This is a genomic window from Bradyrhizobium quebecense (assembly GCF_013373795.3).
Taxonomy (GTDB): domain Bacteria; phylum Pseudomonadota; class Alphaproteobacteria; order Rhizobiales; family Xanthobacteraceae; genus Bradyrhizobium; species Bradyrhizobium quebecense.
Map to the genome: position 1 here is coordinate 620023 of NZ_CP088022.1, position 24663 is coordinate 644685.

Sequence of the window (24663 nt, forward strand, 5' to 3'; positions counted from 1 at the left end):
ATACGGTGCTCCGTTATTTATTCCGTGATTGGGATACGGCCTCGGCCTCGTACTTGTCGAGAAATTCCTCGACCGCGAGCGTGCGGAAGTCGGGCAGGACACGACGAAGTGTTTCGTGATCCCAGTCCCACCACGCGAGGGCTGTGAGGCGATCCGCTGCTGTCTCGGAGAAGCGCCGCTTGACCGGACGCGCCGGATTACCGGCAACGATGGTGTAGGCGGGCACATCCTTGGTCACGATCGCGCCTGCAGCGACGACAGCGCCGGTTCCGACGTTCCGGCCCGGCAGCAGGATCGCACCGTGACCGATCCAGACATCATGGCCGATATGCACGCGATGCGCACGTCGCCAGTTGAAGAAGTCGGTGTCGTCGCTCTCGCCGGGAAAATAGGCGCTGGCGCGGTAAGTGAAATGCGCCTGCGTCGCGCGATGCATCGGGTGGTTGCCGGGATTGATGCGGGTCATCGCCGCGATCGAGCAGAACTTGCCGATCGAGGTGTAGGTGATCTGGCTGTCGTTCACGACGTAGGAATATTCATCCATGCTGACTTCAAGCAGGATGGTGCGCGCGCCGACTTCGGTATATTTGCCGAGCTTGCTCTCGCGCACCGACGCAGTCGGGTCGATCGTCGGCACAACCGAGAGTGTTTTTCCGGCCATCAGGGCCTCCGCAAATTTTGCAAATCGTTGGCTTCCGGGGAGATGCGGGCTCGTCATCGGGACGCTTGATGACAACATCATGACGTTGCGATGACGTCAAACGAACGGCAGAGGAGGGGTGTGGACGATCGCCGCACTGCAATGTCACGTCACATAACTGTCAAGCACCGGGGATAGCGATGGCCCAACGCGACGCGGTTGGAGCATTGCATGCTGGTGGTGGAAGGTTTGACGTGCCGGTTCGGCACAAAGGCCGCAGTCGATAACGCATCCTTTTCGATCGCGCCGGGCAGCTTCGTCGGCGTGATCGGCCGCTCCGGTGCCGGCAAGTCGACATTGCTGCGGATGATCAACCGTCTCGCCGATCCGACCTCCGGCCGTATCCTGTTCGAAGGCACTGACGTGACGGCGTTGCGCGGCAAGGCGCTGCGGCAGTGGCGGGCGCGCTCGGCGATGATCTTCCAGCAATTCAATCTCGTCGGCCGCCTCGACGTGCTGACCAACGTGCTGATGGGACGGCTTGCCCAGATCCCGTCCTGGCGTTCGCTGGCGCAGGTCTGGCCGGAGCAGGACAGGGTGCTTGCGCTGTCCGCTCTCGAGCAGTTCGACATCGCCCAGCTCGCGGCGCAGCGCGCCGACCAGCTCTCCGGCGGCCAGCAGCAACGGGTCGCGATTGCCCGCGCGCTGGTGCAGGAGCCCGACATCATTCTTGCCGACGAGCCGATCGCTTCGCTCGATCCGCGCAACACCAAGATCGTGATGGATGCGCTGCTGCGCATCAACAAGCATTTCGGCATCACGGTGCTCTGCAACCTGCATTCCCTCGACCTGGCGCGAACCTATTGCGATCGCCTGATCGGCATGGCGGCGGGTCGCGTGGTGTTCGACGGCGCCCCCGCGGCGCTGACCGACCATATTGCCCGCGAGCTCTATGACCTCGAGGCCAATGACGTCATGGGCGCGGCACCGCTGCCCGAGCCCGATGGCGCAACTGCTCCGGCGCTCGGCACCGCAGCCGCGGCCTGAGCGGCGCATTTTCGAAAAACAGGGCAACCGGGCATTTCGCCCGGCCAACAGGCGTAACTACCAAAGAGGGGTAACATGATCACTCGTCGCATCATTCTGGCCGGCGCCGCTGCGCTGGCATTTGCAGGATCGGCTTCGGCCGAGGACTGGAAGACCAAGTATCCGGAGATTACCTTCGCGGTGATTCCCGCCGAAAACGGGTCCGGCGTTACCGAGCGCTACGGCCCGCTCACCGAATATCTGTCGAAGGAACTCGGCATCAAGGTGACCCTGCGCGTCGCCAACGACTACGCAGCCGTCATCGAGGGCCAGCGCGCCGGCAACATCCACATCGGTTACTACGGCCCGGCGTCGTTCGCCCGCGCCCGCCTCACCGGCGTCAAGACCGACGCGTTCGTGATCGACGTCAATGCCGACGGTTCGAAGGGCTATTATTCGGTGTTCTACGTGCTCGCCAAGAGCCCGTACCAGAAGGTCGAAGACCTCAAGGGCAAGAATATCGGCCTGGTCGATCCCAACTCGACCTCCGGCAACAACATGCCGCGTTTCAAGCTGAACCAGATGGGGATCGATCCGGAGACCTACTTCTCCAAGGTCGTCTTCACCGGCAGCCATGAGAACGCCGTGCTGGCGCTGGCGCAGGGCACCGTCGACGTCGCCGCCAACTGGTGGAATGCCGACGACGATTCCAACCTGACCCGCATGCTCGCCAAGAACATGGTGAAGTCGAGCGACGGCACGCCGCTGAAGAAGGAGGACTTCCGCATCATCGTGAAGTCCGACCTGATCATCAACTCGCCCTACGCCTATCTCGAGAGCCTTCCCGACGACATGAAGGCGAAGATCAAGCAGGCCTTCCTCGACATGCCGACGAAGGATCCGGAAGCCTTCAAGAAGCTGTCCGACGGCAAGAACCGTCCGTGGCAGCCAGTCACCAACGCCGACTACGACAAGACCATCGAGCTGATCAAGTTCGTCGACGCTCTGCGCAAGAAAGGCTCCTGATCGCACGTCGCTGCTGAATTGGGCCGGGTTTCGACAACCCGGCCCTTTTCGTTCACCCCTCGAGCAGACTGGCCCGCATCGATGGCGACCGCCATTTCCATCCTTCCCGCGCAGCAATTGGCGACGCTGAACGATGCCTATCGCAAGGCGGTCGCGCGCAAGCGGCTGAAGGTAACGGTGGCGGCCGCGGTGTTCTGCGCGGCGCTTTTTATCGCGGCGCTCGGCGCCGATGTGAATCTGCACACGTTCTTCACCTATTTCGGCAACTTCGTCAGCTATTTCGACCGCATCCTGACGCTGGATTCCGGTGCCCGGGTCTGGACCGATCCGGTGGAATGGTTCTGGGGCTTGAAGAAATGGCTGCGGCTGCTCGGTGAGACCCTCCTGATCAGCTATGTCGGCACCTTGACCGGTGCCGTGTTCGCCTTTGCGCTGAACTTCTTCGCGGCCCAGAACACCTCGCCGGGACCGTGGGTGCGCTTTACCGTCCGTCGCCTGCTCGAATTCGCCCGCACCGTACCCGGCATCGTGTTCGCGCTGATCTTCGTGATCGCGTTCGGCCTCGGGCCGATGGCCGGCGTGCTGGCGATTGCGATCCACACCACCGGGGCGCTCGGCAAGCTGTTCGCCGAGATCGTCGAGAATGCCGACATGAAGCCGGTCGAGGGCATCCGCTCCACCGGCGCGAGCTGGCTGTCCTGCATGCGCTTTGGCATCCTGCCGCAGGTCTCGGCGGGCTACGCCAGCTATGCGCTGCTGCGCTTCGAGATCAATGTCCGCGAGGCGTCGGTGATGGGCTTCGTCGGCGCCGGCGGCATCGGGCAGGAGCTGGTGGTCGCGATCCGCAAGTTCTACTATTCCGACGTCAGCGCGATCCTCGTCACCATCATCGTCACCGTCTTCATCATCGACATCTCGACCGGCTGGCTGCGCGGCCGGCTGTTCGGCAAGGAAACCCGCCGATGAGCCAGCTGCCGAAGCCGGACACCGCGGAATTGCGCGGGAAATACGCCGGCGTGTTCGAACGTCCGGCGTCGGCACGGCTGGCGCTGCCGGCCGTGATCGTGGCGGCGCTCGCGATCTTCGCATACGGCCTGGTCGATCTCGACTTCTCGCCGTCGAAGCTGATCACGGGGATGAGCCAGCTCGGCTGGATCACCATGATGATGATCCCGCCGAATCCGGGCTCGTCGTTCCCGCTCTACATGCAGGCGCTCGGCGAGACCCTGTCGATCGCGCTGCTCGGCACCACGCTTGCGGCCCTCTTTGCGCTGCCGGTCAGCCTCTTGGCGGCGCGCAACATCATCCCCTCGAACCTGATCCGCTTTCCGGTGCGCCGCTTCCTGGATTCGATCCGCGGCGTCGATACGTTGATCTGGGCGCTGGTCTGGATCAACGTCGTCGGCCTCGGCCCGTTTGCCGGTGTGCTGGCGATCATGGTCTCCGACTTCGGCGCGTTCGGAAAGCTGTTCTCCGAGGCGATCGAGGCGGCGGACCGCAAGCAGGTCGAGGGCATCCGCGCCTCCGGCGGCAACGCGTTGCATGAAATCCGCTTCGGCCTGCTGCAGCAGGTGCTGCCTGTGATCGCCGGGCAGGTGCTCTATTTCATCGAATCGAACACGCGTTCGGCCACCATCATCGGCATCGTCGGCGCCGGCGGCATCGGGCTGCAGCTCGCCGAGCAGATCCGCGTGCTGGAATGGCAGAAGGTGTCGTTCCTGATCCTGATGATCCTGATTGCGGTCGCCGCGATCGATTTCATCTCGAGCAAGCTGCGCTTTGCCATCATCGGCCAAAGGGCGGTGGTGTAGGACGTCACCTCGCCCCGCGCTTGCGGGGAGAGGTCGGATTGCGCTCGGCGATGCGAAGCATCGTCCGGTGCAATCCGGGTGAGGGGTTTGTCCCCGTACTCACATCTGTCGGATTCGCGGAGGCAGCCCCTCACCCCAACCCCTCTCCCCGCAAGAGCGGGGCGAGGGAGTAGAGAGATCAGCTATTCTCGACGAGAAACTCCACGCGCTCGGCGGCGAAGCGCGAGCGCTTGGTCACCAGCGGGCGGTCCAGCATATCGACATCGGTCGCGTCGACCACCAGCACCGGCCGGCCCAGCGGCAGATCGAGCCGTGCGGCGTCGGTCGCATCGGCAATCGCCGCGGTGATCCGGGTCGAGGCGCGGTGGTAATCCTTCACGCCGTAATGCCCGAGCAGCTTCGTCATCGAGCGAACGTCGGCGAACACGCTGCCTGCATCGGGAAAGCGCTCGGCCGACAGCCAGGTGGTGGAAACGCAGATCGGCGTCCGGTCGGCGAGACGCACCGCTTCGATCCGGATCAGCGGCGCGCCAATCTTCAAGCCCAGCTCGCGCGCGATCTCGCGATTGGCGACATCACTGCCTGCATCGATCAGCTGGCCGCGCGGCTCGTGGCCGCCGGCGCCGACGATCTCGGAGAATCGCGTGCGTGAGCGCAGCGGGTAGGCAAGGCGCTGAGCTTCGACATAGGTGCCGCTGCCGCGCTCGGCGCGCACCAGGCCGCGCTCCGCCAGTGCGGCGAGCGCCCGCCGCACGGTGTGGCGGTTGACCCGGTAAGTCTCGGCGATCTCCATCTCGCCGGGCAGCTTTTCGCCCGCGGCAAAGCGGCCGTCGGCGATGCCGCGCTCGATGCCGTCAGCGACCTGCCGCCACAAGGCGACGCCGGAACTTTCCTGCATGCTCATGGCGCGGTGATACCAGAAATCTTCGGTTTGTCACGAAACAGTCATGGCACTCGGCTATCAAGTTGTCTATTATCATAGACAACTTGATCCAAGCAAGGTTGCCCAAAGGTTGCACATGAATTCGACCATGAGTTCGACCGGAGCAGACAGCAAACAGGCCCAGCGCAAGGCCGCGATGTCGGTGCTGGCGCACTCCGCCGCGGCCGACATTGCAGGCAGGCTGGCGGCGATCGCAGTGCCCACGCATGAAAACCTGCGCGAGCCGGAGAACGGCCTCGTGATGATGCGCGGGCGGATCGGCGGTGACGGTGCGCCGTTCAACCTCGGCGAGGCGACGGTGTCGCGCGCGGCGGTGCGGCTTGCGACCGGCGAGGTGGGCTTCGGCTACACGCTCGGCCGCGATGCGCACAAGGCGCAGATGATCGCGCTGTGCGACGCCATGGTGCAATCGGCGGAGCTGTCCGGCGAGGTCGAAGCGAAGGTGATCGCGCCGCTGCGTGTTGCCATGAATGCCGAACGCGCCCGCAAGGCCGCGGAGACCGCGGCGACGCGGGTTGATTTCTACACGATGGTGCGCGGTGAGGGGTGATGCAATGACGACGATTGCCGAAATGCCCGCAGGGTTTGCCGACAAGGTGCTGTCGGCGCAATCCACGTTCCGCTCCGTGATGGATGCGATGGCGCGCCCAGGCAGCGTGCAGCGCGTCGCCGCTGATGTCGGAACGCCCGCCGGCATGATGCGCGGCTCGGCCGCGATCGCGCTGACGCTGTTCGATCATGATACGCCGATCTGGCTCGACGCCGCGATGTCGGCGACACCGGACGTCGCCCGCTGGCTGAAGTTTCACGCCAGCGCGCCGGTGATCGCCGATTCCTCGATCGCAAGCTTCGCGCTGATCGGCGATCCGGCCAACCTGCCCGTGCTCGACCGCTTCGCGTTCGGCAGCAGCGAGTATCCGGATCGTTCGACCACGCTGATCCTGCAGGTCGACAGCCTGACGCAGGGCCCGGCCTTCGAGCTGAAAGGTCCCGGCATCGACGGCAGCGCGCTGTTGCAGGCGATGATCAAGCCGCGCGACCTGTTCCAGCGGCTGTCGATCAATGAAGCGCTGTTCCCGCGCGGCGTCGACGTCGTGCTGGTCCATGACGACAAGATTGTCGCGATCCCGCGCACCACGCGGCTGATCGCAAGCGGAGTGTGAGCGATGTATGTAGCCGTCAAGGGAGGCGAGCGCGCCATCGAGAACGCTCATCGGCTGCTCGCGCATGAGCGGCGCGGCGATCGCGATGTGCCCGAGGTGACGCTGGCGCAGATCTCCGAGCAGCTCGCGCTCGGTGTCGACCGCGTGATGACCGAAGGCTCGCTCTACGATCGCGAGCTAGCGGCGCTCGCGATCAAGCAGGCGCGCGGCGACATGATCGAGGCGATCTTCCTGGTTCGTGCCTTCCGCGCCACGCTGCCGCGTTTTGGCGCCACCGAGCCGGTCAATACCGGCGAGATGCAGGTGCGGCGGCGCATCTCCTCGACCTTCAAGGACGTTCCGGGCGGCCAGATCCTGGGGCCGACCTTCGATTACACCCATCGCCTGCTCGATCCGCAGCTCGCGGAAGGCTTTGTGCCGGAGCAGCCGGTGACCGCGGAAGCCTCGCAGGCGGCAACGCCGCGGGTGACCGACATTCTCGGCCGCGACGGCTTGATCGAATCGTCGCCGCAGGCGGACGCCGACGCGCCGGTCGGCGACCTCACGCGCGAGCCGCTGAGCTTCCCGGCCTATCGCGATCTGCGGCTGCAGAATCTGGCGCGCGGCGACGAGGGCTTTCTGCTCGCACTCGGCTATTCGACGCAGCGCGGCTACGGCCGCAATCATCCCTTCGCCGGCGAGATCCGCTTCGGCGAGGTCGAGGTCGAATTCTCAGCCGAAGACGTCGGCTTCGCGGTGCCGCTCGGCTCGATCGAGCTGACCGAGTGCCAGATGGTCAACCAGTTCAAGGGCTCGACCACCGAGGCGCCGTGCTTTACCCGCGGCTATGGCCTCGCCTTCGGACAGAGCGAGCGCAAGACCATGTCGATGGCGCTGGTCGACCGCGCGCTGCGCGCACGCGAGCTCGGCGAGGAGGCGGCGGCGCCGGCGCAGGACGAGGAGTTCGTGATGTCGCACTCCGACAATGTCCAGTCGACCGGCTTCGTCGAGCATCTGAAGTTGCCGCATTACGTCGACTTCCAGTCCGAGCTCGGCCTGCTCCGCAAGCTGCGGCAGGAGTTCGCGGAAGCCAACGAAGCCGTCGAACTGCAGGAGGCCGCGGAATGAACGCGCCGACGTACAATTTCGCCTATCTCGACGAGCAGACCAAGCGGATGATCCGCCGCGCGATCCTGAAGGCGATCGCGATCCCCGGCTATCAGGTGCCGTTCGCGAGCCGCGAGATGCCGATGCCCTATGGCTGGGGCACCGGCGGCGTGCAGGTGACGGCGGCGATCCTCGGCCCCGGCGACGTGCTGAAGGTGATCGACCAGGGTTCGGACGATACCACCAACGCGATCTCGATCCGCAAGTTCTTCGGCAAGACCGCGGGTGTCGCGACCACGACCTCGACCACGGACGCGACCGTGATCCAGACTCGGCACCGCATTCCCGAAGCGTCGCTGCACGCCGGACAGGTGCTGGTCTATCAGGTGCCGATCCCCGAGCCGCTGCGCTTTCTCGAGCCGCGCGAGACCGAGACGCGGCGCATGCACGCGCTCGCCGAATACGGGCTGATGCATGTCAAGCTCTACGAGGACATCGCGCGCTTCGGCCACATCGCGACCGCCTACGCCTATCCGGTGAAGGTCAACGCACGCTACGTGATGGACCCGTCGCCGACGCCGAAATTCGACAATCCGAAGATGGACAATTGCGCGGCCTTGCAGCTGTTCGGCGCCGGCCGCGAGAAGCGCATCTACGCGATCCCGCCCTACACCACCGTGGTCTCGCTGGATTTCGAGGATCATCCGTTCACGCGCTACCGCTTCAACGCGCCCTGCGCGCTGTGCGGCGCCGATAATTCCTATCTCGACGAGATCGTCACCGACGACAAGGGCGGGCGGATGTTCGTCTGCTCCGACACCGACTTCTGCGAGCAGCGCCAGGCCGCCGGCCATCACGGCACCGAGAGCGCGGCGCCGCACAAGGAGAAGGCGCATGTCTGAGCTCTCGAGCCTCGACAACGATCAGCCGCTGCTGGTGGCGGAGGGGCTTGCCAAGAATTACGGCCGGCTCCCGGCCTGCCGCGATGTCTCGTTCGCGCTCTATCCCGGCGAGGTGCTGGCGATCGTCGGCGAGTCCGGTTCGGGCAAGTCGACCCTGCTGCAACTGCTCTCCGCGCAGCTTGCGCCGAGCGCGGGGCGGGTGTCCTACCGGATGCGCGACGGCGTGCTGCGCGATCTCGCCGAGCTCGGCGAAGCGGAGCGGCGCTTCCTGTTCCGCACCGACTGGGGCTTTGTGCATCAGGACCCGGCGCAGGGCCTCCGCATGGGCGTTTCGGCTGGCGCTAATGTCGGCGAGCGGCTGATGGCGGTCGGCTGGAATCACTACGGCCGGATCCGCGACACCGCGTCGACCTGGCTCGATCGGGTCGAGATCGATGTCGGCCGCATCGACGATGCGCCGAAGACCTATTCCGGCGGCATGCGGCAGCGGCTGCAGATCGCGCGCAACCTCGTCACCGAGCCGCGGCTGGTGTTCATGGACGAGCCGACCGGCGGCCTCGACGTCTCGGTGCAGGCGCGCCTGCTCGACCTGATGCGCAATCTCGTCAACGAGCTCGGCCTTGCGGCCATCGTCGTGACCCACGATCTCGCGGTCGCGCGCCTGCTGTCGCATCGCGTGATGGTGATGAAAGGCGGCCGTGTCATCGAGACCGGTCTCACCGACCAGGTGCTCGATGATCCCCGCGAGCCCTATACGCAGCTACTCGTTTCCTCGATACTTCCGCCATGAGCTTGTCAATGACCGCGATGATCGAACTTGCCAACGCCGAGAAGACCTTCACCATGCATCTGCAAGGCGGCGTCGAGCTGCCGGTGGTGCGGGGCGTTTCATTCCACGCCGATCCGGGCGAGTGCGTGGTGCTGTCGGGCCCATCGGGCGCCGGCAAATCTTCGATCCTGAAGATGATCTTCGGCAATTATCGCTGCGACAGTGGCCGGATCGGCATCCGCCACCGCGGCAAGCTGATCGACCTCGCGACCGCCGAACCACGGCAGGTGCTGAGCATCCGCCGCTCGACCATCGGCTATGTCAGCCAGTTCCTGCGCGCGGTGCCGCGGGTGGCGACGATCGACGTCGTCGCCGAGCCGTTGATCGTCAACGGCGTGGCGCGCGAGGAGGCCCGCGAACGCGCCGGGCGTCTGTTGCGCCGCCTCAACATTCCGGAGCGGCTGTGGACCTTGCCGCCCTCGACCTTCTCCGGCGGCGAGCAGCAGCGCGTCAACATCGCGCGCGGCTTCATCTCGGACCTGCCGATCCTGCTGCTGGACGAGCCGACCGCTTCGCTCGATGCGGCGAATCGCGCAGTGGTGGTCGAGCTGATCGCGGAGAAGAAGACCAGGGGCGTCGCGATGGTCGCGATTGTCCATGACGACGAAATCCGCCATCTGATCGCCGACCGTATCGTCGATGTGACCTCGTTCGCAGCTGCTGCCTGAAGGACCGTTTGAAATGACCGCCAAGCAAGACACGATCATCGGCAACGCCCGGCTGGTCCTCGCCGATCGCGTGATCGAGCAGGGCTGGGTCGCTATCGCTGACGGCAAGATCGCCGAGTTCGGCGAGGGCAGGGCACCCGGGGCAGCGGAGGACGCCGGCGGCGATCTCCTGATGCCCGGGCTGATCGAGCTGCACACCGACCATCTCGAAATGCACTACGTGCCGCGGCCGAAGGTGTTCTGGAATCCGGTCGCGGCCGTGATCTCCTATGATGGCCAGCTCGCGACCTCGGGCATCACTACCGTGCTCGATTCGCTGCGGGTCTGGCGCGAGGACGGCGCCGAGGATGTCGACGGCCGCGCCGGCGTGCTGGCGGCGGCGATCTCGGCCGCGCGCGAGGAGGACCTGCTGCGTGCCGATCACTTCCTGCATCTGCGCTGCGAGGTGCCGATGCCTGACGTCGTCGCCGAGGCCAAGGAGCTGATCGAGCGGCCCGACGTGCGGCTGATGTCGCTGATGGACCATACGCCGGGCCAGCGCCAGTTCCGCGACGAGGTGAAGCTGCGCGATTACTACCGCGGCAAGGGCGGCGGCATGACCGATGCCCAGCTCGACGTGCTGTTCGCACGGCGCTTCGCCTATCAGAAGGAATATGCCGTGGCCAACACCCGCGCGATCGTCGCGCTGGCGCATCAGTACAGGATTCCGCTGGCGAGCCACGACGACACCACGGATGAAAACGTGTTCGACGCCGTCAACGACAAGGTCGCGGTCGCGGAATTCCCGACCACGATGGAAGCCGCGCGCGGGCTGCACGCCGCCGGCATCGACATCCTGATGGGCGCGCCGAACGTGGTGCGCGGCGGGTCACACTCCGGCAATATCGCCGCCGTCGATCTCGCAAATGAGGGCATGCTCGATATCCTGTCGTCGGACTACATCCCCTCCAGCCTGCTGATGGCGGCGCTGCAGCTGTCGCGGCATGTGCCGGCGATCGATCTTGCGTCCGCCGTCCGCACCGTGACCAAGACGCCCGCCGAGGCGGTCGGGCTCGCCGATCGCGGCGAGATCGCGGTCGGCAGACGGGCCGATCTGATCCGCGTGCATGTTGCGCGCGATCTGCCTGTCGTGCGCGGCGTCTGGCGCGAAGGAGCCAGGGTCGCATGAGCGAAATCCCTGCCGTCGCCGCGCAGCAGCACGCCACCACGATCGGTCCGGGCCGGTTGATCCTGGTGGTCGGCCCGAGCGGCGCCGGCAAGGATACGCTGCTGGGGCTGGCGAAGGCGGCCTGCGCCGACGATCGAGGCGTCGTGTTTCCCCGCCGCCTGATCACCCGCCAGGCCTCGGCCTCGGAAGACAATGAAGAGGTCAGCGCGGAGGCCTTCCAGCGCGCGGCCGCCGCCGGCGACTACGCCATGCACTGGGAAGCGCACGGCCATCGCTATGCGCTGTCGCGGGCGATCGACGATGAGATCCGCGCCGGGCGCACCGTGATCGCGAACGTCTCGCGCACGGTGATCGCGGTAGCGCGCCGCCACTACACCAATGCCGTCGTGGTGTCGGTTACGGCGCCGCCGGATGTGCTGGCGGCGCGGCTCGCGATGCGGGCACGCAGCAGCGACGGCCTTCTCGCGCAGCGGCTGGCCCGCACCGTCGACGAAAGCACGTCGACGCCTGATTTCACCATCGTCAACTCCGGCAACGCCGAATATCACGCGCGACAGCTTGTCCGCATCATCAAGGGCGAGCGCTGGGACGAATAGAGCGTTTTCGAGCGAAGTGGATACCGGTTCGCGTGAAGAAAACGCGTCAAGAAACAAGCGAGGAGAACAGCACGAATGTCGGTGATCTCTACGATCGAGCAGCTTGAGACGATCTACGGCTTCCCGAACGACGCGTCGACCGTGAAGGTCGCCGATCACGTGACGCCGCTCTATCGTGTGCTCATCGAGAAGTCGCCATTCGTGTCGCTTGCGACCTCGGGGCCCGAGGGGCTCGATTGCTCGCCGCGCGGCGACTTGCCGGGCTTCGTGCGCATCCATGATGCCAAGACGCTGATGATGCCGGATCGCCGCGGCAACAATCGCTGCGATTCGCTGCGCAACATCGTTCGCGATCCCCGCGTCGGGCTATTGTTCCTGATCCCGGGCTCGGGCAGCACGCTGCGCGTCAACGGCCGGGCCTATGTCACGGCCGAGCCGGAGCTCCTGGCCTCCTTCAAGATGGAAGGCAAGGCGCCGCGGACGGTGATCGTGATGAATGTGGACGAGATCTACTTCCAGTGCGCCCGCGCGATCGTGCGTTCCGACCTCTGGAATCCGGACAAGCGGGTCGATCCGAAGGCCCTGCCGACGCCGGGCCAGATCCTCGCCGAGATGAGCGAGCACACGGTCGGCGGCGAGAAATACGATCGCGAATGGCCGGAGCGCGCGCGACAGACGATGTGGTGACGAAAGAGGCGGCGGCTCAGGCCTTCGCCTGCTCATCGAAGGCCTTCAGCGACACTGCCGCGATCTCGCGCAGCGCGTTGCGGTCGGCGCCCGAGGAGGCCATCACGCACATGCCCGATGTGACCGCGGAGAGATAGCGGGCAAGCATGGCCGGATCGGCGTTTTCGTCCAAATCGCGTTCGGCCTTGGCGCGGACAAAGCGCTCGCGCAACTGGTCTTCGGTGTGGGTGCGGCGCGCGGCCAGTTCGAATGGAACATTTTCCGAGCCGGTGCCGCAGGCAAGGCCGCCCTGGACCAGCAGACAGCCGGGCGGGTTGGCGGGATCGGTCTGGGCGTCCGCGTGCTCCATCAGAAATCGTTCGGCGACCTCTCGGGCGGTGGAAGCGCCCAAAACCTTTTCCATCCAGGCGTCGCGCTTTTCGGAGTAGCGGTCGAGCGCGGCCTTCAGCAGGCCCTCCTTGCTGCCAAAGGCGGCGTAGAGGCTCGGCGGATTGATATTCATCGCCTCGGTGAGCTGCGCGATCGTGGTGCCCTCGTAACCGTGGCGCCAGAACACATCCATGGCCCGGTCCAAAGCGGCGTCCGCGTCGAAGGCGCGGGGGCGTCCCATTCCCATTTTTGTTGCTCCGTAAGCCGGGTGCCGTTTCTGTGACGGATTGTCCCTAGCTTATCCTCTTGTTGCACGTGATGTTTTCCGCGACTTCCCATTTCCCCACGAATGAGATAATAAATTCATAGTGCTCGATACATAAGTATCTTGCGAACCGGCGTCCAGCTCCACATCTGTAGCGAACACTACAGATATCTGGAGCGCGTGAATGCCTTCGTCAATCCAAAATGCCCGTTCCGGCCGTTTCCGACGCGTCGTCGGCGGTGTCGTGATCCTCGGCGCCTCGCGGTGGCCGGTTCGATCGCGACCGGCCACTATTTCCACGCTGCGCAGGCGACCGCGGCCGCCGCCCCTGAACCGGCGGTGCCGGTGACTGTGGCCGTGATCCAGCTCCGGCCGACCACCCTGTTCGATGACTTCTCGGGCAGGCTCGAGGCCGTCGACCGCGTCCAGCTTCGGCCGCGGGTGGCGGGCGCGATCCTGGCGACCAATTTCACCGAGGGCGCGCTGGTGAAGTCCGGCGACATCCTGTTCAAGATCGACCCCGCACCCTACGCGGCCGAGGTCGACCGGGCCCAGGCCCAGCTCGAGGCCGCGAAGGCCCGCGCGGTGTTTGCCGCAAACGAGGTCGAGCGCGGCGCGCAACTGGTCGGCAACAACATCGTGACGAAGCGCGATTTCGACCAGCGCGACAACACCAATCGCGAGGCGATCGCCAACGTCAAGGCCGCCGAAGCCGCGCTGCAGACCGCAAAGCTCAATCTCGACTACACCGAGGTCCGCGCGCCGGTCGACGGCCGGGTCGGCCGGATCGAGGTCACGGTCGGCAATCTCGTCGCGGCAGGGACATCCTCGCCGGTCCTGACCTCGCTGGTCTCGGTCAATCCGATCTATGCGAGCTTCGATGCGGATGAGGAGGTCGTGCTGCGCGCGCTGAACTCGATCGCGGACGCCTCCGGCAAGCGCGGCAATCTCGATCAGATCCCGGTCGACATGGTGACATCGGGCGGCCTCAGCTCCAAGGGGCACATCCAGCTGATCGACAACCAGGTCAACGGGCAGAGCGGCACGATTCGCGTCCGCGCCGTGTTCAATAACGAAGACGGCCGGCTGATCCCTGGGCAGTTTGCCCGCGTGCGCATGGGCCAGCCCAAGCAGCAGACGCTGGTGCTGATCGACGAACGTGCCGTCGGCACCGACCAGGACAAGAAGTTCGTCATGCTGGTCGGCGACGACAGCCGCGCCGTGTACCGCTCCGTCACGCTCGGCGGCGCGGTCGATGGTCTGCGGATCGTGACCGCGGGCCTGAAGTCCGGCGACCGCATCGTCGTCAACGGCCTGCAGCGCGTGCGTCCCGGCGCACTTCTGAAGATGGAAGTCGCCGAGATGGGCGCGCGCGGCATGCAACAGGCATCCACTGAAACCAACCAGCACGTCGTGCAGCGCTAGGCGCTGCACGCGGGGCGGAGCCATGAATCTCTCAAAATTCTTCATCGACCGGCCGATCTTCGCCGGCGTGCTGTCGATCCTGATCTTCCTGGCCGGCCTGATCTCGCTGCTGGCGATGCCGATCTCGGAATATCCCGACGTGGTGCCGCCGTCGGTCGTGGTGCGCGCGACCTATCCCGGCGCAAATCCGAAGGTGATCGCCGAGACGGTCGCGACGCCGATCGAGGAGCAGATCAACGGCGTCGAGGGCATGCTCTATATGTCGAGCCAGGCGACCACCGACGGCGCGATGACGCTGACGGTGACGTTCCGTCTCGGCACCGACCCCGACAAGGCGACCCAGCTGGTGCAGAACCGCGTGCAGCAGGCCGAGCCCCGCCTGCCGGCCGTGGTGCGCCAGCTCGGCATCATCACCAAGAAGAGCTCGCCCGACCTCACCATGGTCCTGCATCTGCTGTCGCCGAACAACCGCTACGACATGACGTATCTGCGCAACTACGCAGTGCTCAACGTCAAGGATCGGCTGGCGCGGATCGACGGCGTCGGCGACGTCCAGCTTTATGGCGCCGGCGACTATTCGATGCGGGTCTGGGTCGATCCGCAGAAGGCCGCCGAACATGCGCTGACCGCAAGCGACGTCGTGCGCGCGATCCAGGCGCAGAACGTCGAGGCCGCAGCCGGCGTGGTCGGCTCCTCGCCCAGCGTCAAGGGCCTCGACCTCCAGCTCTCCGTCAACGCGGAGGGACGGCTGTCGACCGAGGAACAATTCGGCGACATCGTGGTGAAGACCGGCTCGAACGGCGAGGTGGTGCGGCTGCGCGACGTCGCCCGGATCGAGCTCGGCGCCTCCGAATACGGCCTGCGCTCGCTGCTCAACAACAAGCAGGCGGTCGCGATCCCGATCTTCCAGGCGCCGGGTTCGAACGCGCTGGAGATCTCCGACCACGTCCGCGCCACCATGGCCGAGATCAAGAAGAACATGCCGGAAGGCGTGTCGTACCAGATCGTCTACGATCCGACGCAATTCGTGCGCTCCTCGATCGAGGCCGTCATCCACACGCTGCTCGAGGCGATCGCGCTCGTCGTGCTGGTCGTGATCCTGTTCCTGCAGACCTGGCGCGCCTCGATCATTCCCTTGATCGCGGTCCCGGTGTCGATCGTCGGCACCTTCGCGGTGATGCATGTGTTCGGCTTCTCGATCAACGCGCTCAGCCTGTTCGGCCTGGTGCTCGCGATCGGCATCGTGGTCGACGACGCCATCGTCGTGGTCGAGAATGTCGAGCGCAACATCGAATCCGGCCTGTCGCCGCGCGATGCCACCAACCAGGCGATGCGCGAAGTGTCCGGCCCGATCATCGCGATCGCGCTGGTCTTGATCGCGGTGTTCGTGCCGCTTGCCTTCATCTCCGGCCTCACCGGACAGTTCTACAAGCAGTTCGCGCTGACGATTGCGATCTCGACCGTGATCTCGGCGATCAATTCGCTGACGCTGTCGCCGGCGCTGTCGGCGCTGCTCTTGAAGGGGCATGACGAGCCGAAGGATTGGTTGACCCGGGGCATGGAAAAGTCGCTGGGCTGGTTCTTCCGCGGCTTCAACAAGGTCTTCACGAAGTCGTCGGAGAACTACGGCCGCACCGTCACCAAGGTGATCTATGGCAAGGCCGTGGTGATCGGCCTCTATGTGCTGCTGATCGGCATGACCGGCGTGCTGTTCAAGCAGGTGCCGAGCGGCTTCGTGCCGGGCCAGGACAAGCAGTATCTGGTCGGCTTTGCCCGGCTGCCTGACGGTGCGACGCTCGACCGGACCGAGGAAGTGATCCGCAAGATGAGCGACATCGCGCTGACCCAGCCGGGTGTCGAAAGCTCGGTGGCGTTTCCCGGCCTGTCGATCTCCGGCTTCACCAACTCGTCCAACGCCGGCATCGTGTTCTCGACCCTGAAGCCGTTTGACGAGCGCAAGGATCCGTCGCTCAGCGGTCCGGCGATCGCGGCCGCGCTTAACAAGAAATATGCCGGCATCCAGGATGCCTTCATCGCGATGTTCCCGCCGCCGCCGGTCAACGGCCTCGGCACCATCGGCGGCTTCAAGCTGCAGATCGAGGATCGCGCCGGCCTCGGCTACGAGGCGCTGAACGACGCGACCAAGGCGTTCATGGCGGCGATGCAGAAGGCGCCGGAGATCGCCGGCGTGTTCTCGAGCTTCCAGGTCAACGTGCCGCAGCTGTTCGCCGACATCGACCGCACCAAGGCGTTGCAGCTCGGCGTGCCGGTCACGGAAGTCTTCAACACGCTGCAGATCTATCTCGGCTCCTACTATGTCAACGACTTCAACAAATTCGGCCGCACCTATTCGGTCTATGTGCAGGCGGACGCGCCGTTCCGTGCGCGTGCTGACGACATCAGGCAGTTGAAGGTGCGCTCGTCCTCGGGCGACATGGTGCCGCTGTCGGCCTTGCTGAAGGTCCGGCAGAGTGCGGGTCCGGAACGCGCAATCCGCTACAACGGCTTCCTGTCGTCGGACATCAACGCCGCTGCGGCGCCGGGCTTTTCGTCCGGCCAGGCGCAGGAGGCGGCGACACGGATCGCGGCCGAAACGCTGCCGCCGGGCTTTGCCTTCGAATGGACCGACCTGACCTATCAGGAGTTCATCGCCGGCAATTCCGGAATCTGGGTGTTTCCGCTCGCGATCCTCCTGGTGTTCCTGGTGCTCGCCGCGCTCTATGAGAGCTTGGCGCTGCCGCTCTCGATCATCATGATCGTGCCGATGGGCCTGTTGGCCGCGATGTTCGGCGTCTGGCTGTCGAAGGGCGACAACAACGTCTTCACCCAGATCGGCCTGATCGTGCTGGTCGGATTGTCGGCCAAGAACGCCATCCTGATCGTCGAATTCGCGCGCGAGCTCGAATTCGCCGGGCGCTCCCCGATCCGCGCCGCGATCGAGGCCAGCCGGTTGCGGCTGCGGCCGATCCTGATGACGTCGATGGCGTTCATCATGGGCGTGCTGCCGCTGGTGCTGTCGACCGGTGCGGGCTCGGAGATGCGGCGCGCGATGGGCGTCGCGGTGTTCTCCGGCATGATCGGCGTCACCGTGTTCGGCCTGTTCCTGACGCCGGTATTCTATGTGCTGCTGCGCACCATCACCGGCATGAAGCCGCTGACGCAGCACGGCGAGGCGACCATCCCCGGGAAGGCACACGCGGCATGATGCCGCGTGTGCAGGGCGATTTCGAACGAAGTGGATACCGGTTCGCGTGAAGAAAACGCGCCAAAACAGGAAACGAGAGCTTCGGTTTTGATCGAATCAAAACTGAAGCTCTCGTTGGTGTCAGTTTGAAGGGGGTCAGGCCGCGATATCGAGCAGCAATTGTGACGAACCGCGGACCAGCACCTTGCGGCCCGCAGGCGTCAGTTCGAACGAATCTCCTCGCACCGCAACATAACCGAGCGTGATCAGGCTCTCGACGGCGAACCGGTTCAGCCTTGAAGGGTTTGCTGCGGGAGCCCGCAACGCTTTCAACGCATCCCACTGATCGGGTCTGAGTTCGAATTCTTCGCTCATTGGTCCAGGCACTCCAGAAGTTCTTGGCGTGCGAGATACAGAGCGCAGATGAATTTCGTGCGACCACAACGAGTCAGGATTTCGATTTATGTGGAGGCGTCGTCACATCGCCGTGTCATTGGAATGTTTCAAGTTTTTCGAATCATTGTGGCGCATTGCCGCGTGATGCCGTCACAGTGATTAACCGCACATCGTCACACAGGTTAATCCCCAGGGTTAACCGCGCCGCACGCTGGCGCCGCCATCGACCGGCAACGTCACACCGGTGACGAAATTGGCCTCATCCGAGGCGAGGAACAGCGCGGCATTGGCGACGTCCCAGCCGGTGCCCATCTTGTGACGCAGCGGTACCTTGCTATCTCGCTCGGCCTCGACTTCCGCGCGGCTCTTCTTGAATTCGCGGGCGCGCGTGTCCACCGCCATCGGCGTGTTCATCAATCCGGGCAGGATCACGTTGGCGCGAATGCCATATTGCGCATTCTGGTAGGCGAGCTGTTCGGTGAAAGCGATCATCGCCGACTTGGTCGCCTTGTAGGCGACATAAGGATAGGTCGTGATCGCGGCCATCGACGAGATGTTGATGATCGAGCCGCGCTGCTGCTTGCGCATGATCGGGATCACATGCTTGGCGGCGAGGATGCAGCTCTTCAGATTGATCGCCACGCAACGGTCGAACGCCTCCTCGGTAATGTCGAGCAGCTCGGCATCGCCGCCGGAGAGGCTGACGCCGACATTGTTGTGCAGGATGTCGACGCTGCCCCAGCGGCCATGCGCATCCGCCACCATCGCCTTGATGTCGGCATTCTTGGTGACGTCGGCCTTGAAGGCGACAGCGGTGCCGCCCTTGGCCGCGATCAGGTCGACGGTTTCCTGCGCCGACGCCAGATTGTGATCGACGCACAGTACCTTGGCGCCTTCGCGCGCGAAGGTCAGCGCGGTGGCGCGGCCGTTGCCGATGCCCTCGCCGGGGCTCTGGCCGGCGCCGACGACGATGGCGACGCGATCTTGCAGGCGCATGTCACTTCACTCCCGGGATCGGGTACTGCTGCAGTACCTCTTTGTAGCTTGGCTCGTTGTCGATCTGCATGGTGGCGAGCACGCGCACCACGGCGCAGTAGAACGCGATCGTCAGCACCAGATCGGTCATGTGCTCGTCGGAGAGATGCTGCTTGATCTCGGCGAAGGTCACCTCCGACATCGCGAGCTCGCGCACCATCTCGCGGGCGCCCTTGAGGATCGCCTTCGCCAGCGGCTCGAGCTTTGACGGCTTGCCACAGGTCTCGGCGATCAGGCCCTGGATATCCTCGTCGGTGACGCCGAACTCCTTGCCGATCTTCACATGGTGGGTGAACTCGTATTCCGACTTCTCGAGCCAGCCGACCTGCAGGATCGCGAGCTCGCGCAGCCGCGGGTCGAGCTTGCTCTTGAAGCGGATGTAGCCGCCGATGCCGTTGAAGGCGCGCGCCATGTCCGGCGAGTTCACCAAGAGCTTGTGCAGATTGGTGTTGCGCTTGAGCATGTCGCGATATTCGGGAGCGACCTGGTCAGCTTCGAGATAGGGCAGGCGTGCCATTATTGTTGTCCTTGGTTCGGCGGCTTGCGGGGATGCAGCTGTCGCTTCAGCCGTAGAGTACTTTGTGCTCGCGCTCGTAGTTGGCGTAGGAATCCTTCATGCTGGCGCCGTTGAGCAGCATGGTCGCGACCACGGCGTTGTCGGCATCGAACACGGTCGAGCGCACCCACATGCTCTCGGTGCGCTTGCTGCCCGAGAGCGCAACGACCTCGCGCTCGACCCAATAGGTCTCGCCCGGGAATAGCGGCCCGCGCAGCAGGCGGATCTCCTGGTCGGCGAACAGCCCGACGGCCGGGCCACGGACCGGCAGCCGGTCCTCGCGTGCGCGGTACTGGAACAGCACGCTCAGCATCTCCATCGGGATGATGGCGCGGCCCCAGGGATTGTGTTCCAGCGAATAATAGTCTGACGGTTCGGTGATCACCTTGAGCTTGTCGGCCAGCGAGAACGGATAGAGATCGCCCATGTTCTGGTCGAAATCCATCTTGATCGCCTGCCGGGGCGTCTTCATGCCGACCTTGATGTCGGCGAGGATCACGGGATCGGTCAGCGGCTTCAATTCGCCAAGCCTGCGGGCGAGCGCCGTCTCCGTGCCGTCACCGTCGATCGAGGCGGTGCCGCGCAGGATCTCGGTGCCATCGGGCTTGATCATCCCGACCGCGCAAACGGTCTGGCCCGGCTTCGGCTTCTCGATCTGGGCCTGCACCTCTTCGCCCTCGAACACCGGATTGCGGTAATGCGCGGACAGGCACCCGGTCATGAACCAGGCGCGGCCCCAGATCCGCTCGCACAGCGGCGCGAACTGGCTGAAATGGGTCGGTCCCTCGATCGTGCCGCCGCGGAAGCCGAGCTTCTGCGCGGTTGCATCGTCGTGAATCGAGGCGTGGGAGTCGTAGGTCTGGGCCTGAAGCATCTGCTTCGGGCTGCGCCAGGGACCCATCAGCAGATTGCCGTTCTCCACGATTTCCGTCGTGAATGCGGATTCGACTTTAATCATCCTTGGTCTCCCTTTGCGCGCCACCGTTTCAAAGATGCCGGGGTTCGGCAAGCCTCGCAGAGCAAGAAGGCCTCGCAGAGCAACAAGGCCTCGCATGCGCAACACGAGATATGTGCTGCGGCCATGGAACGGGGCTGTTCATGCATAACAAAATCAGTGCATGCTGATGCATGATCATGGACAAGCGAATGAGACCGGTTCGGACCGGCGTGACCTGATCGGCGGGGAGCCTGAAACTGATGGCGTTGATGGAAGTTGGACTGGACGACAAGTACCGGTTGGATACGAAACGAATCTTCCTCTCCGGTACCCAGGCTCTGGTCCGATTGCCGATGTTGCAGCGCGAACGCGACCGCGCGCATGGGCTGAACACTGCGGGTTTCATCTCCGGTTACCGCGGGTCGCCGCTCGGCATGTACGACCACGCGTTGTGGCGGGCAAAATCGTTCCTTAGAGAGCATGACATCGCCTTCGTTCCCGGCCTCAACGAGGATCTGGCTGCGACCGCGGTGTGGGGCAGCCAGCAGGTCGGCATGTTCCCCGGCGCCAAGGTCGATGGCGTGTTCGGTATCTGGTACGGCAAGGGCCCCGGCGTCGACCGCTCGCTCGACGCGCTCAAGCACGCCAATTCGGCCGGCACCTCGCCGAATGGCGGCGTGATCGCGCTGGCCGGCGACGACCATGGCTGCCAGTCCTCCACGCTCGCACATCAGAGCGAGCAGGTGTTCGCCTCGGCGCTGATGCCGGTGGTCAATCCGGCGACGTTGCAGGACTATCTCGACCTCGGCATCCTCGGCTTCGCGCTGTCGCGCTATTCCGGCTGCTGGGTCGGCTTCAAGGCGATCTCGGAGACGGTCGAAAGCTCGGCCTCGATCGTCAGCGATCCCGATCGCATCAAGATCATCATGCCCGACGATTTCGAGATGCCGCCGGGCGGGCTGTCGATCCGCTGGCCCGATCCGCCGCTGGAGGCCGAGCGCAGGCTGCACGGACCCAAGATGGAGGCGGTCGCGGCCTTCGCCCGCGCCAACCGGTTCGACCGCATCGTGCTGGATTCCAAGCCGGCGCGGCTCGGCATCATGGCGACCGGCAAGGCCTATCTCGATCTGCGGCAGGCGCTCGCCGATCTCGGCATCACCGATGCCGAGGCCCAGGCGCTGGGCCTGCGCATCTACAAGGTGGCCCTGACCTGGCCGCTCGAAGCGCGCGGCGCGCGCGACTTCGCCGAAGGCCTGCAGGACGTGCTTGTGGTCGAGGAGAAGCGCGGCTTCATCGAGGACCAGCTGGTCCGCATCCTCTACAACATGGACGCCTCGAAGCGTCCGTCGGTGGTAGGCAAGCGCGACGAGAGCGGCGCGCCGCTGCTGCCGAGCGAAGGCGAGCTGACGCCGACCATGGTTGCAGCCGCCGTCGTGGCGCGGCTGCGCAAGCTCGGCCATCGCAGCCCGCTGCTGGAGCAGCGCCTGGCAAAACTCGAGGCGTTCGATCGCCCGGTCGAGGGCACGGGCACCGCGAAGCTGCAACGCACGCCGTATTTCTGCTCGGGCTGCCCGCACAACTCGTCGACCAAGATTCCCGAGGGCAGCCGCGCCATGGCCGGCATCGGCTGCCACGGCATGGCGCTGTCGGTGCCGAACCGCAACACCCAGACCATCTCGCACATGGGCGCGGAGGGCGTGAGCTGGATCGGGCAGGCGCCGTTCACCAGCGAACAGCACGTGTTCCAGAATCTCGGCGACGGTACCTATACGCATTCCGGGTTGCTGGCGCTGCGCGCGGCGGCTGCGGCCGGCGTCAACATCACCTACAAGATCCTCTACAACGATGCGGTGGCGATGACCGGCGGCCAGCCGGCCGAAGGCGGCTTCACGGTGGCGCAGATCGCGCACCAGGTTGCGGCCGAGGGCACCAAGCGGCTCGCGATCGTCTCCGACGATCCGGACAAATATCCCGCCAATTACTTCCCGTCCGGCGCCACCATCCATCATCGCCGCGAGCTCGATGCTGTGCAGCGTACCTTGCGCGAGATCGAGGGCCTCACCGTCCTGATCTACGACCAGACCTGCGCCGCCGAGAAGCGCCGCCGCCGCAAGCGCGGGCTGTTTCCCGATCCGGCCAAGCGCGTCTTCATCAATGAGCGCGTCTGCGAAGGCTGCGGCGACTGTTCGGTCGCATCGAACTGCGTCTCGGTGCAGCCGCTGGAGACCGAGCTCGGCCGCAAGCGCCGCATCGACCAGTCGAACTGCAACAAGGATTTTTCCTGCATCGAGGGCTTCTGCCCGAGCTTCGTGATGGTGCAGGATCCCAAGCTGCGCAAGGCCGACCGCACCGCCGCCGATCCCAAGGCGCTGTTCGCGGACCTGCCGACGCCGTCAGCGGCCGCGCTGACTGGCCCCTACAACATCCTGATCACCGGCATCGGCGGCACCGGCGTCATCACCATCGGCGCGCTGCTCGGCATGGCCGCCCATGTCGAGGGCCTCGCCTGCTCGACGCTCGACTTCACCGGCCTGTCGCAGAAGAACGGCGCGGTCATGAGCCATGTCCGGCTGGCGCCGGCGTCCGACATGCTGACCACGGTCCGCATCGCGCCCGGCAATGCCAATCTGATCCTCGGCTGCGACCTCGTCGTCGCCACCAGCGTGCCGGCGCTGAGCCGCGCCGAGCGCGGCGTCACCCGCGCCGTCGTCAACGCCGACCTGCTGCCGACCGCGAGCTTCGTGATCGATCCCGATATCGATTTCGAGGCCAGCTCGATGCGCGATGCGCTGAACGGCGCGGTGAGACCGGATGATCTCGACATCCTGGATGCCACGGGCCTAGCCACCGCGCTGATGGGCGACAGCATCGCCACCAACGCCTTCATGCTCGGCTTTGCGTTCCAGCGTGGTGCGATCCCGCTGTCGCTCGAGGCCATTCTGAAGGCGATCGAGCTCAACGGCGCCGCGATCGAGATGAACAAGACCGCGTTCTCGTGGGGCCGGCTCGCCGCGCACGATCTGCAGCGCGTGGTCAGCGCCGCCCGCTTCAAGAACGCAGGCGCCGCACCAGCGAAGAAGACGCTCGACGAGGCGATCGCGTTCCGCGCCAAATTCCTCACCGACTATCAGGACGCGGCCTACGCGAAGCGCTATCTCGACGACGTCGCGCGCGTCCGCTCCGCCGAAGCTGCGGCAGCGCCGGGCTCGCAGGACCTGACCGAGGCCTTTGCAAAGGGCCTGTTCAAATTGATGGCCTACAAGGACGAATACGAAGTCGCGCGGCTCTATTCCGACGGCGAGTTCAGCAAGGCCTTGAGGGAGCAGTTCGAGGGCAATTCCGGCTTGAAGGTCTTGCTGGCGCCGCCGCTGCTGGCGCAGCGCGATCCCGTCACCGGGCGATTGCAGAAGCGCGAATTCGGCCCGTGGATCTTCAAGGCGTTCGGCCTGCTGGCGGGGCTGAAGGGCCTGCGCGGCACCGCATTCGACATCTTCGGCTACACCGCCGAGCGCAAGATGGAGCGCGCGCTGCCGGTCGATTATTCGGCGATGATCCTGCGTCATCTCGACGGCAACACGCCGCTCGACCTGCCGCGCCTGGTGGCGCTGGCGAAGACCGCGGACCTCGTGCGCGGCTACGGCCACATCAAGGAAGGCAACGTCGCCCGCTACCGCACCGAATGCGCGCGGCTGGAGCGTGCGATCGGCCAGCCGCTGGCGCAGGCGGCCGAATAGGCCAAAGCGCCTTCGAGCGAAGTGGCTACCGGTTCGTGTGAAGAAAACGCGTCAAAACAAGAACCTAGAGCCCCGTTCCGCTACCGTTGGAACGGCGCTCGAGGCGGCGGCAGCGGAACTTTCCACGGCCGCCCTGGTTGACTGGTAACCCTGCCCGCGAGACGCGGCTGGATTCGCGCGGCCGGGTCCCTACATGATAGCTGTTCTGTTCGAGTGA

The 24663-nt window shown here is 65.1% G+C and carries 22 protein-coding genes and 1 pseudogene; 16 read left to right on the forward strand and 7 right to left on the reverse strand.

Going from position 1 to position 24663, the window contains the following annotated elements; translation table 11 throughout:
• Positions 1 to 13: 13 nt before the first annotated feature.
• The gene (locus HU230_RS03100; RefSeq protein WP_176532990.1) at positions 14 to 661 is read right to left on the reverse strand and encodes an LbetaH domain-containing protein; all 648 of its coding nucleotides are present in this window, start codon (positions 659 to 661) and stop codon (positions 14 to 16) included.
• 210 nt (positions 662 to 871) lie between these two features.
• On the opposite strand from HU230_RS03100, the gene phnC reads away from it, so the two are divergent.
• From phnC to phnE (HU230_RS03120), 4 genes are all read left to right on the forward strand, one after another.
• Entirely contained in the window at positions 872 to 1687 is an 816-nt protein-coding gene (gene phnC, locus HU230_RS03105; protein WP_176532988.1) for a phosphonate ABC transporter ATP-binding protein, read from the forward strand.
• Positions 1688 to 1762: 75 nt separating this feature from the next.
• Positions 1763 to 2692, forward strand: coding sequence for a phosphonate ABC transporter substrate-binding protein (phnD, locus tag HU230_RS03110; RefSeq protein WP_092124685.1), 930 nt, complete (start codon positions 1763 to 1765; stop codon positions 2690 to 2692).
• A gap of 81 nt (positions 2693 to 2773) precedes the next feature.
• Positions 2774 to 3658 carry a phosphonate ABC transporter, permease protein PhnE gene (gene phnE / locus HU230_RS03115; RefSeq protein WP_176532986.1) on the forward strand — a complete coding sequence of 295 codons (885 nt, stop codon included), beginning with the start codon at positions 2774 to 2776 and terminating at the stop codon, positions 3656 to 3658.
• Positions 3655 to 4503: a phosphonate ABC transporter, permease protein PhnE gene (gene phnE / locus HU230_RS03120; RefSeq protein ID WP_176532984.1), complete on the forward strand. Its 849-nt coding sequence runs from the start codon at positions 3655 to 3657 to the stop codon at positions 4501 to 4503. Before phnE (HU230_RS03115) ends, phnE (HU230_RS03120) begins: the two co-directional genes overlap by 4 nt.
• 178 nt (positions 4504 to 4681) lie before the next feature.
• On the opposite strand, the gene phnF is transcribed toward phnE (HU230_RS03120), so the two are convergent.
• Positions 4682 to 5407: a phosphonate metabolism transcriptional regulator PhnF gene (phnF, locus tag HU230_RS03125; RefSeq protein ID WP_092124688.1), complete on the reverse strand. Its 726-nt coding sequence runs from the start codon at positions 5405 to 5407 to the stop codon at positions 4682 to 4684.
• Between the two features lie 127 nt (positions 5408 to 5534).
• Between phnF and phnG the strand changes: the two genes are divergently transcribed.
• The 9 genes from phnG (at position 5535) to HU230_RS03170 (ending at position 12545) form a co-directional block, all read left to right on the forward strand.
• Positions 5535 to 5996 (forward strand): phosphonate C-P lyase system protein PhnG, encoded by a 462-nt coding sequence (gene phnG / locus HU230_RS03130; RefSeq protein ID WP_176532983.1) that lies wholly within the window; start codon positions 5535 to 5537, stop codon positions 5994 to 5996.
• 4 nt (positions 5997 to 6000) lie between these two features.
• Positions 6001 to 6609: a phosphonate C-P lyase system protein PhnH gene (gene phnH, locus HU230_RS03135; protein ID WP_176532981.1), complete on the forward strand. Its 609-nt coding sequence runs from the start codon at positions 6001 to 6003 to the stop codon at positions 6607 to 6609.
• Between the two features lie 3 nt (positions 6610 to 6612).
• Positions 6613 to 7716, forward strand: coding sequence for a carbon-phosphorus lyase complex subunit (locus HU230_RS03140; RefSeq protein WP_176532979.1), 1104 nt, complete (start codon positions 6613 to 6615; stop codon positions 7714 to 7716).
• Complete coding sequence (locus HU230_RS03145; protein ID WP_176532977.1) at positions 7713 to 8597, forward strand: alpha-D-ribose 1-methylphosphonate 5-phosphate C-P-lyase PhnJ; 885 nt, start codon at positions 7713 to 7715, stop codon at positions 8595 to 8597. Before HU230_RS03140 ends, HU230_RS03145 begins: the two co-directional genes overlap by 4 nt.
• Positions 8590 to 9387, forward strand: a complete 798-nt coding sequence (gene phnK, locus HU230_RS03150) for a phosphonate C-P lyase system protein PhnK (protein WP_176532975.1) — start codon at positions 8590 to 8592, stop codon at positions 9385 to 9387. The genes HU230_RS03145 and phnK overlap by 8 nt, the downstream gene beginning before the upstream one ends.
• Positions 9388 to 9395: 8 nt before the next feature.
• Positions 9396 to 10094 carry a phosphonate C-P lyase system protein PhnL gene (phnL, locus tag HU230_RS03155; RefSeq protein ID WP_176532973.1) on the forward strand — a complete coding sequence of 233 codons (699 nt, stop codon included), beginning with the start codon at positions 9396 to 9398 and terminating at the stop codon, positions 10092 to 10094.
• A 13-nt stretch (positions 10095 to 10107) separates the two neighbouring features.
• The gene (locus tag HU230_RS03160) at positions 10108 to 11262 is read left to right on the forward strand and encodes an alpha-D-ribose 1-methylphosphonate 5-triphosphate diphosphatase (RefSeq protein WP_176532971.1); all 1155 of its coding nucleotides are present in this window, start codon (positions 10108 to 10110) and stop codon (positions 11260 to 11262) included.
• Positions 11259 to 11858: a phosphonate metabolism protein/1,5-bisphosphokinase (PRPP-forming) PhnN gene (gene phnN, locus HU230_RS03165; protein ID WP_176532970.1), complete on the forward strand. Its 600-nt coding sequence runs from the start codon at positions 11259 to 11261 to the stop codon at positions 11856 to 11858. Before HU230_RS03160 ends, phnN begins: the two co-directional genes overlap by 4 nt.
• 75 nt (positions 11859 to 11933) lie before the next feature.
• Positions 11934 to 12545, forward strand: a complete 612-nt coding sequence (locus tag HU230_RS03170; RefSeq protein WP_176532968.1) for a pyridoxamine 5'-phosphate oxidase family protein — start codon at positions 11934 to 11936, stop codon at positions 12543 to 12545.
• Positions 12546 to 12561: 16 nt separating this feature from the next.
• Here HU230_RS03170 and HU230_RS03175 read toward each other — a convergent pair whose 3' ends face one another.
• The gene (locus HU230_RS03175) at positions 12562 to 13161 is read right to left on the reverse strand and encodes a TetR/AcrR family transcriptional regulator (protein ID WP_176532966.1); all 600 of its coding nucleotides are present in this window, start codon (positions 13159 to 13161) and stop codon (positions 12562 to 12564) included.
• 202 nt (positions 13162 to 13363) lie between these two features.
• Here HU230_RS03175 and HU230_RS03180 point away from each other — a divergent pair.
• Positions 13364 to 14604, forward strand: a pseudogene (locus HU230_RS03180) (efflux RND transporter periplasmic adaptor subunit).
• Between the two features lie 22 nt (positions 14605 to 14626).
• Entirely contained in the window at positions 14627 to 17809 is a 3183-nt protein-coding gene (locus HU230_RS03185) for an efflux RND transporter permease subunit (protein ID WP_176532963.1), read from the forward strand.
• A 135-nt stretch (positions 17810 to 17944) separates the two neighbouring features.
• Here the strand turns inward: HU230_RS03185 and HU230_RS03190 are convergent, their stop codons facing one another.
• The 4 genes from HU230_RS03190 to HU230_RS03205 form a co-directional block, all read right to left on the reverse strand.
• Complete coding sequence (locus tag HU230_RS03190) at positions 17945 to 18163, reverse strand: hypothetical protein (RefSeq protein ID WP_076828992.1); 219 nt, start codon at positions 18161 to 18163, stop codon at positions 17945 to 17947.
• Between the two features lie 216 nt (positions 18164 to 18379).
• Positions 18380 to 19180 (reverse strand): SDR family NAD(P)-dependent oxidoreductase, encoded by an 801-nt coding sequence (locus tag HU230_RS03195; protein WP_176532962.1) that lies wholly within the window; start codon positions 19178 to 19180, stop codon positions 18380 to 18382.
• A 1-nt stretch (position 19181) separates the two neighbouring features.
• The gene (locus HU230_RS03200; protein WP_176532960.1) at positions 19182 to 19736 is read right to left on the reverse strand and encodes a carboxymuconolactone decarboxylase family protein; all 555 of its coding nucleotides are present in this window, start codon (positions 19734 to 19736) and stop codon (positions 19182 to 19184) included.
• A 46-nt stretch (positions 19737 to 19782) separates the two neighbouring features.
• A complete protein-coding gene (locus tag HU230_RS03205; RefSeq protein ID WP_176532958.1) occupies positions 19783 to 20733 on the reverse strand; it encodes a hotdog family protein in 951 nt (316 codons plus the stop codon).
• A gap of 239 nt (positions 20734 to 20972) precedes the next feature.
• Between HU230_RS03205 and HU230_RS03210 the strand changes: the two genes are divergently transcribed.
• The gene (locus HU230_RS03210) at positions 20973 to 24446 is read left to right on the forward strand and encodes an indolepyruvate ferredoxin oxidoreductase family protein (RefSeq protein ID WP_176532957.1); all 3474 of its coding nucleotides are present in this window, start codon (positions 20973 to 20975) and stop codon (positions 24444 to 24446) included.
• Positions 24447 to 24663 lie beyond the last annotated feature (217 nt).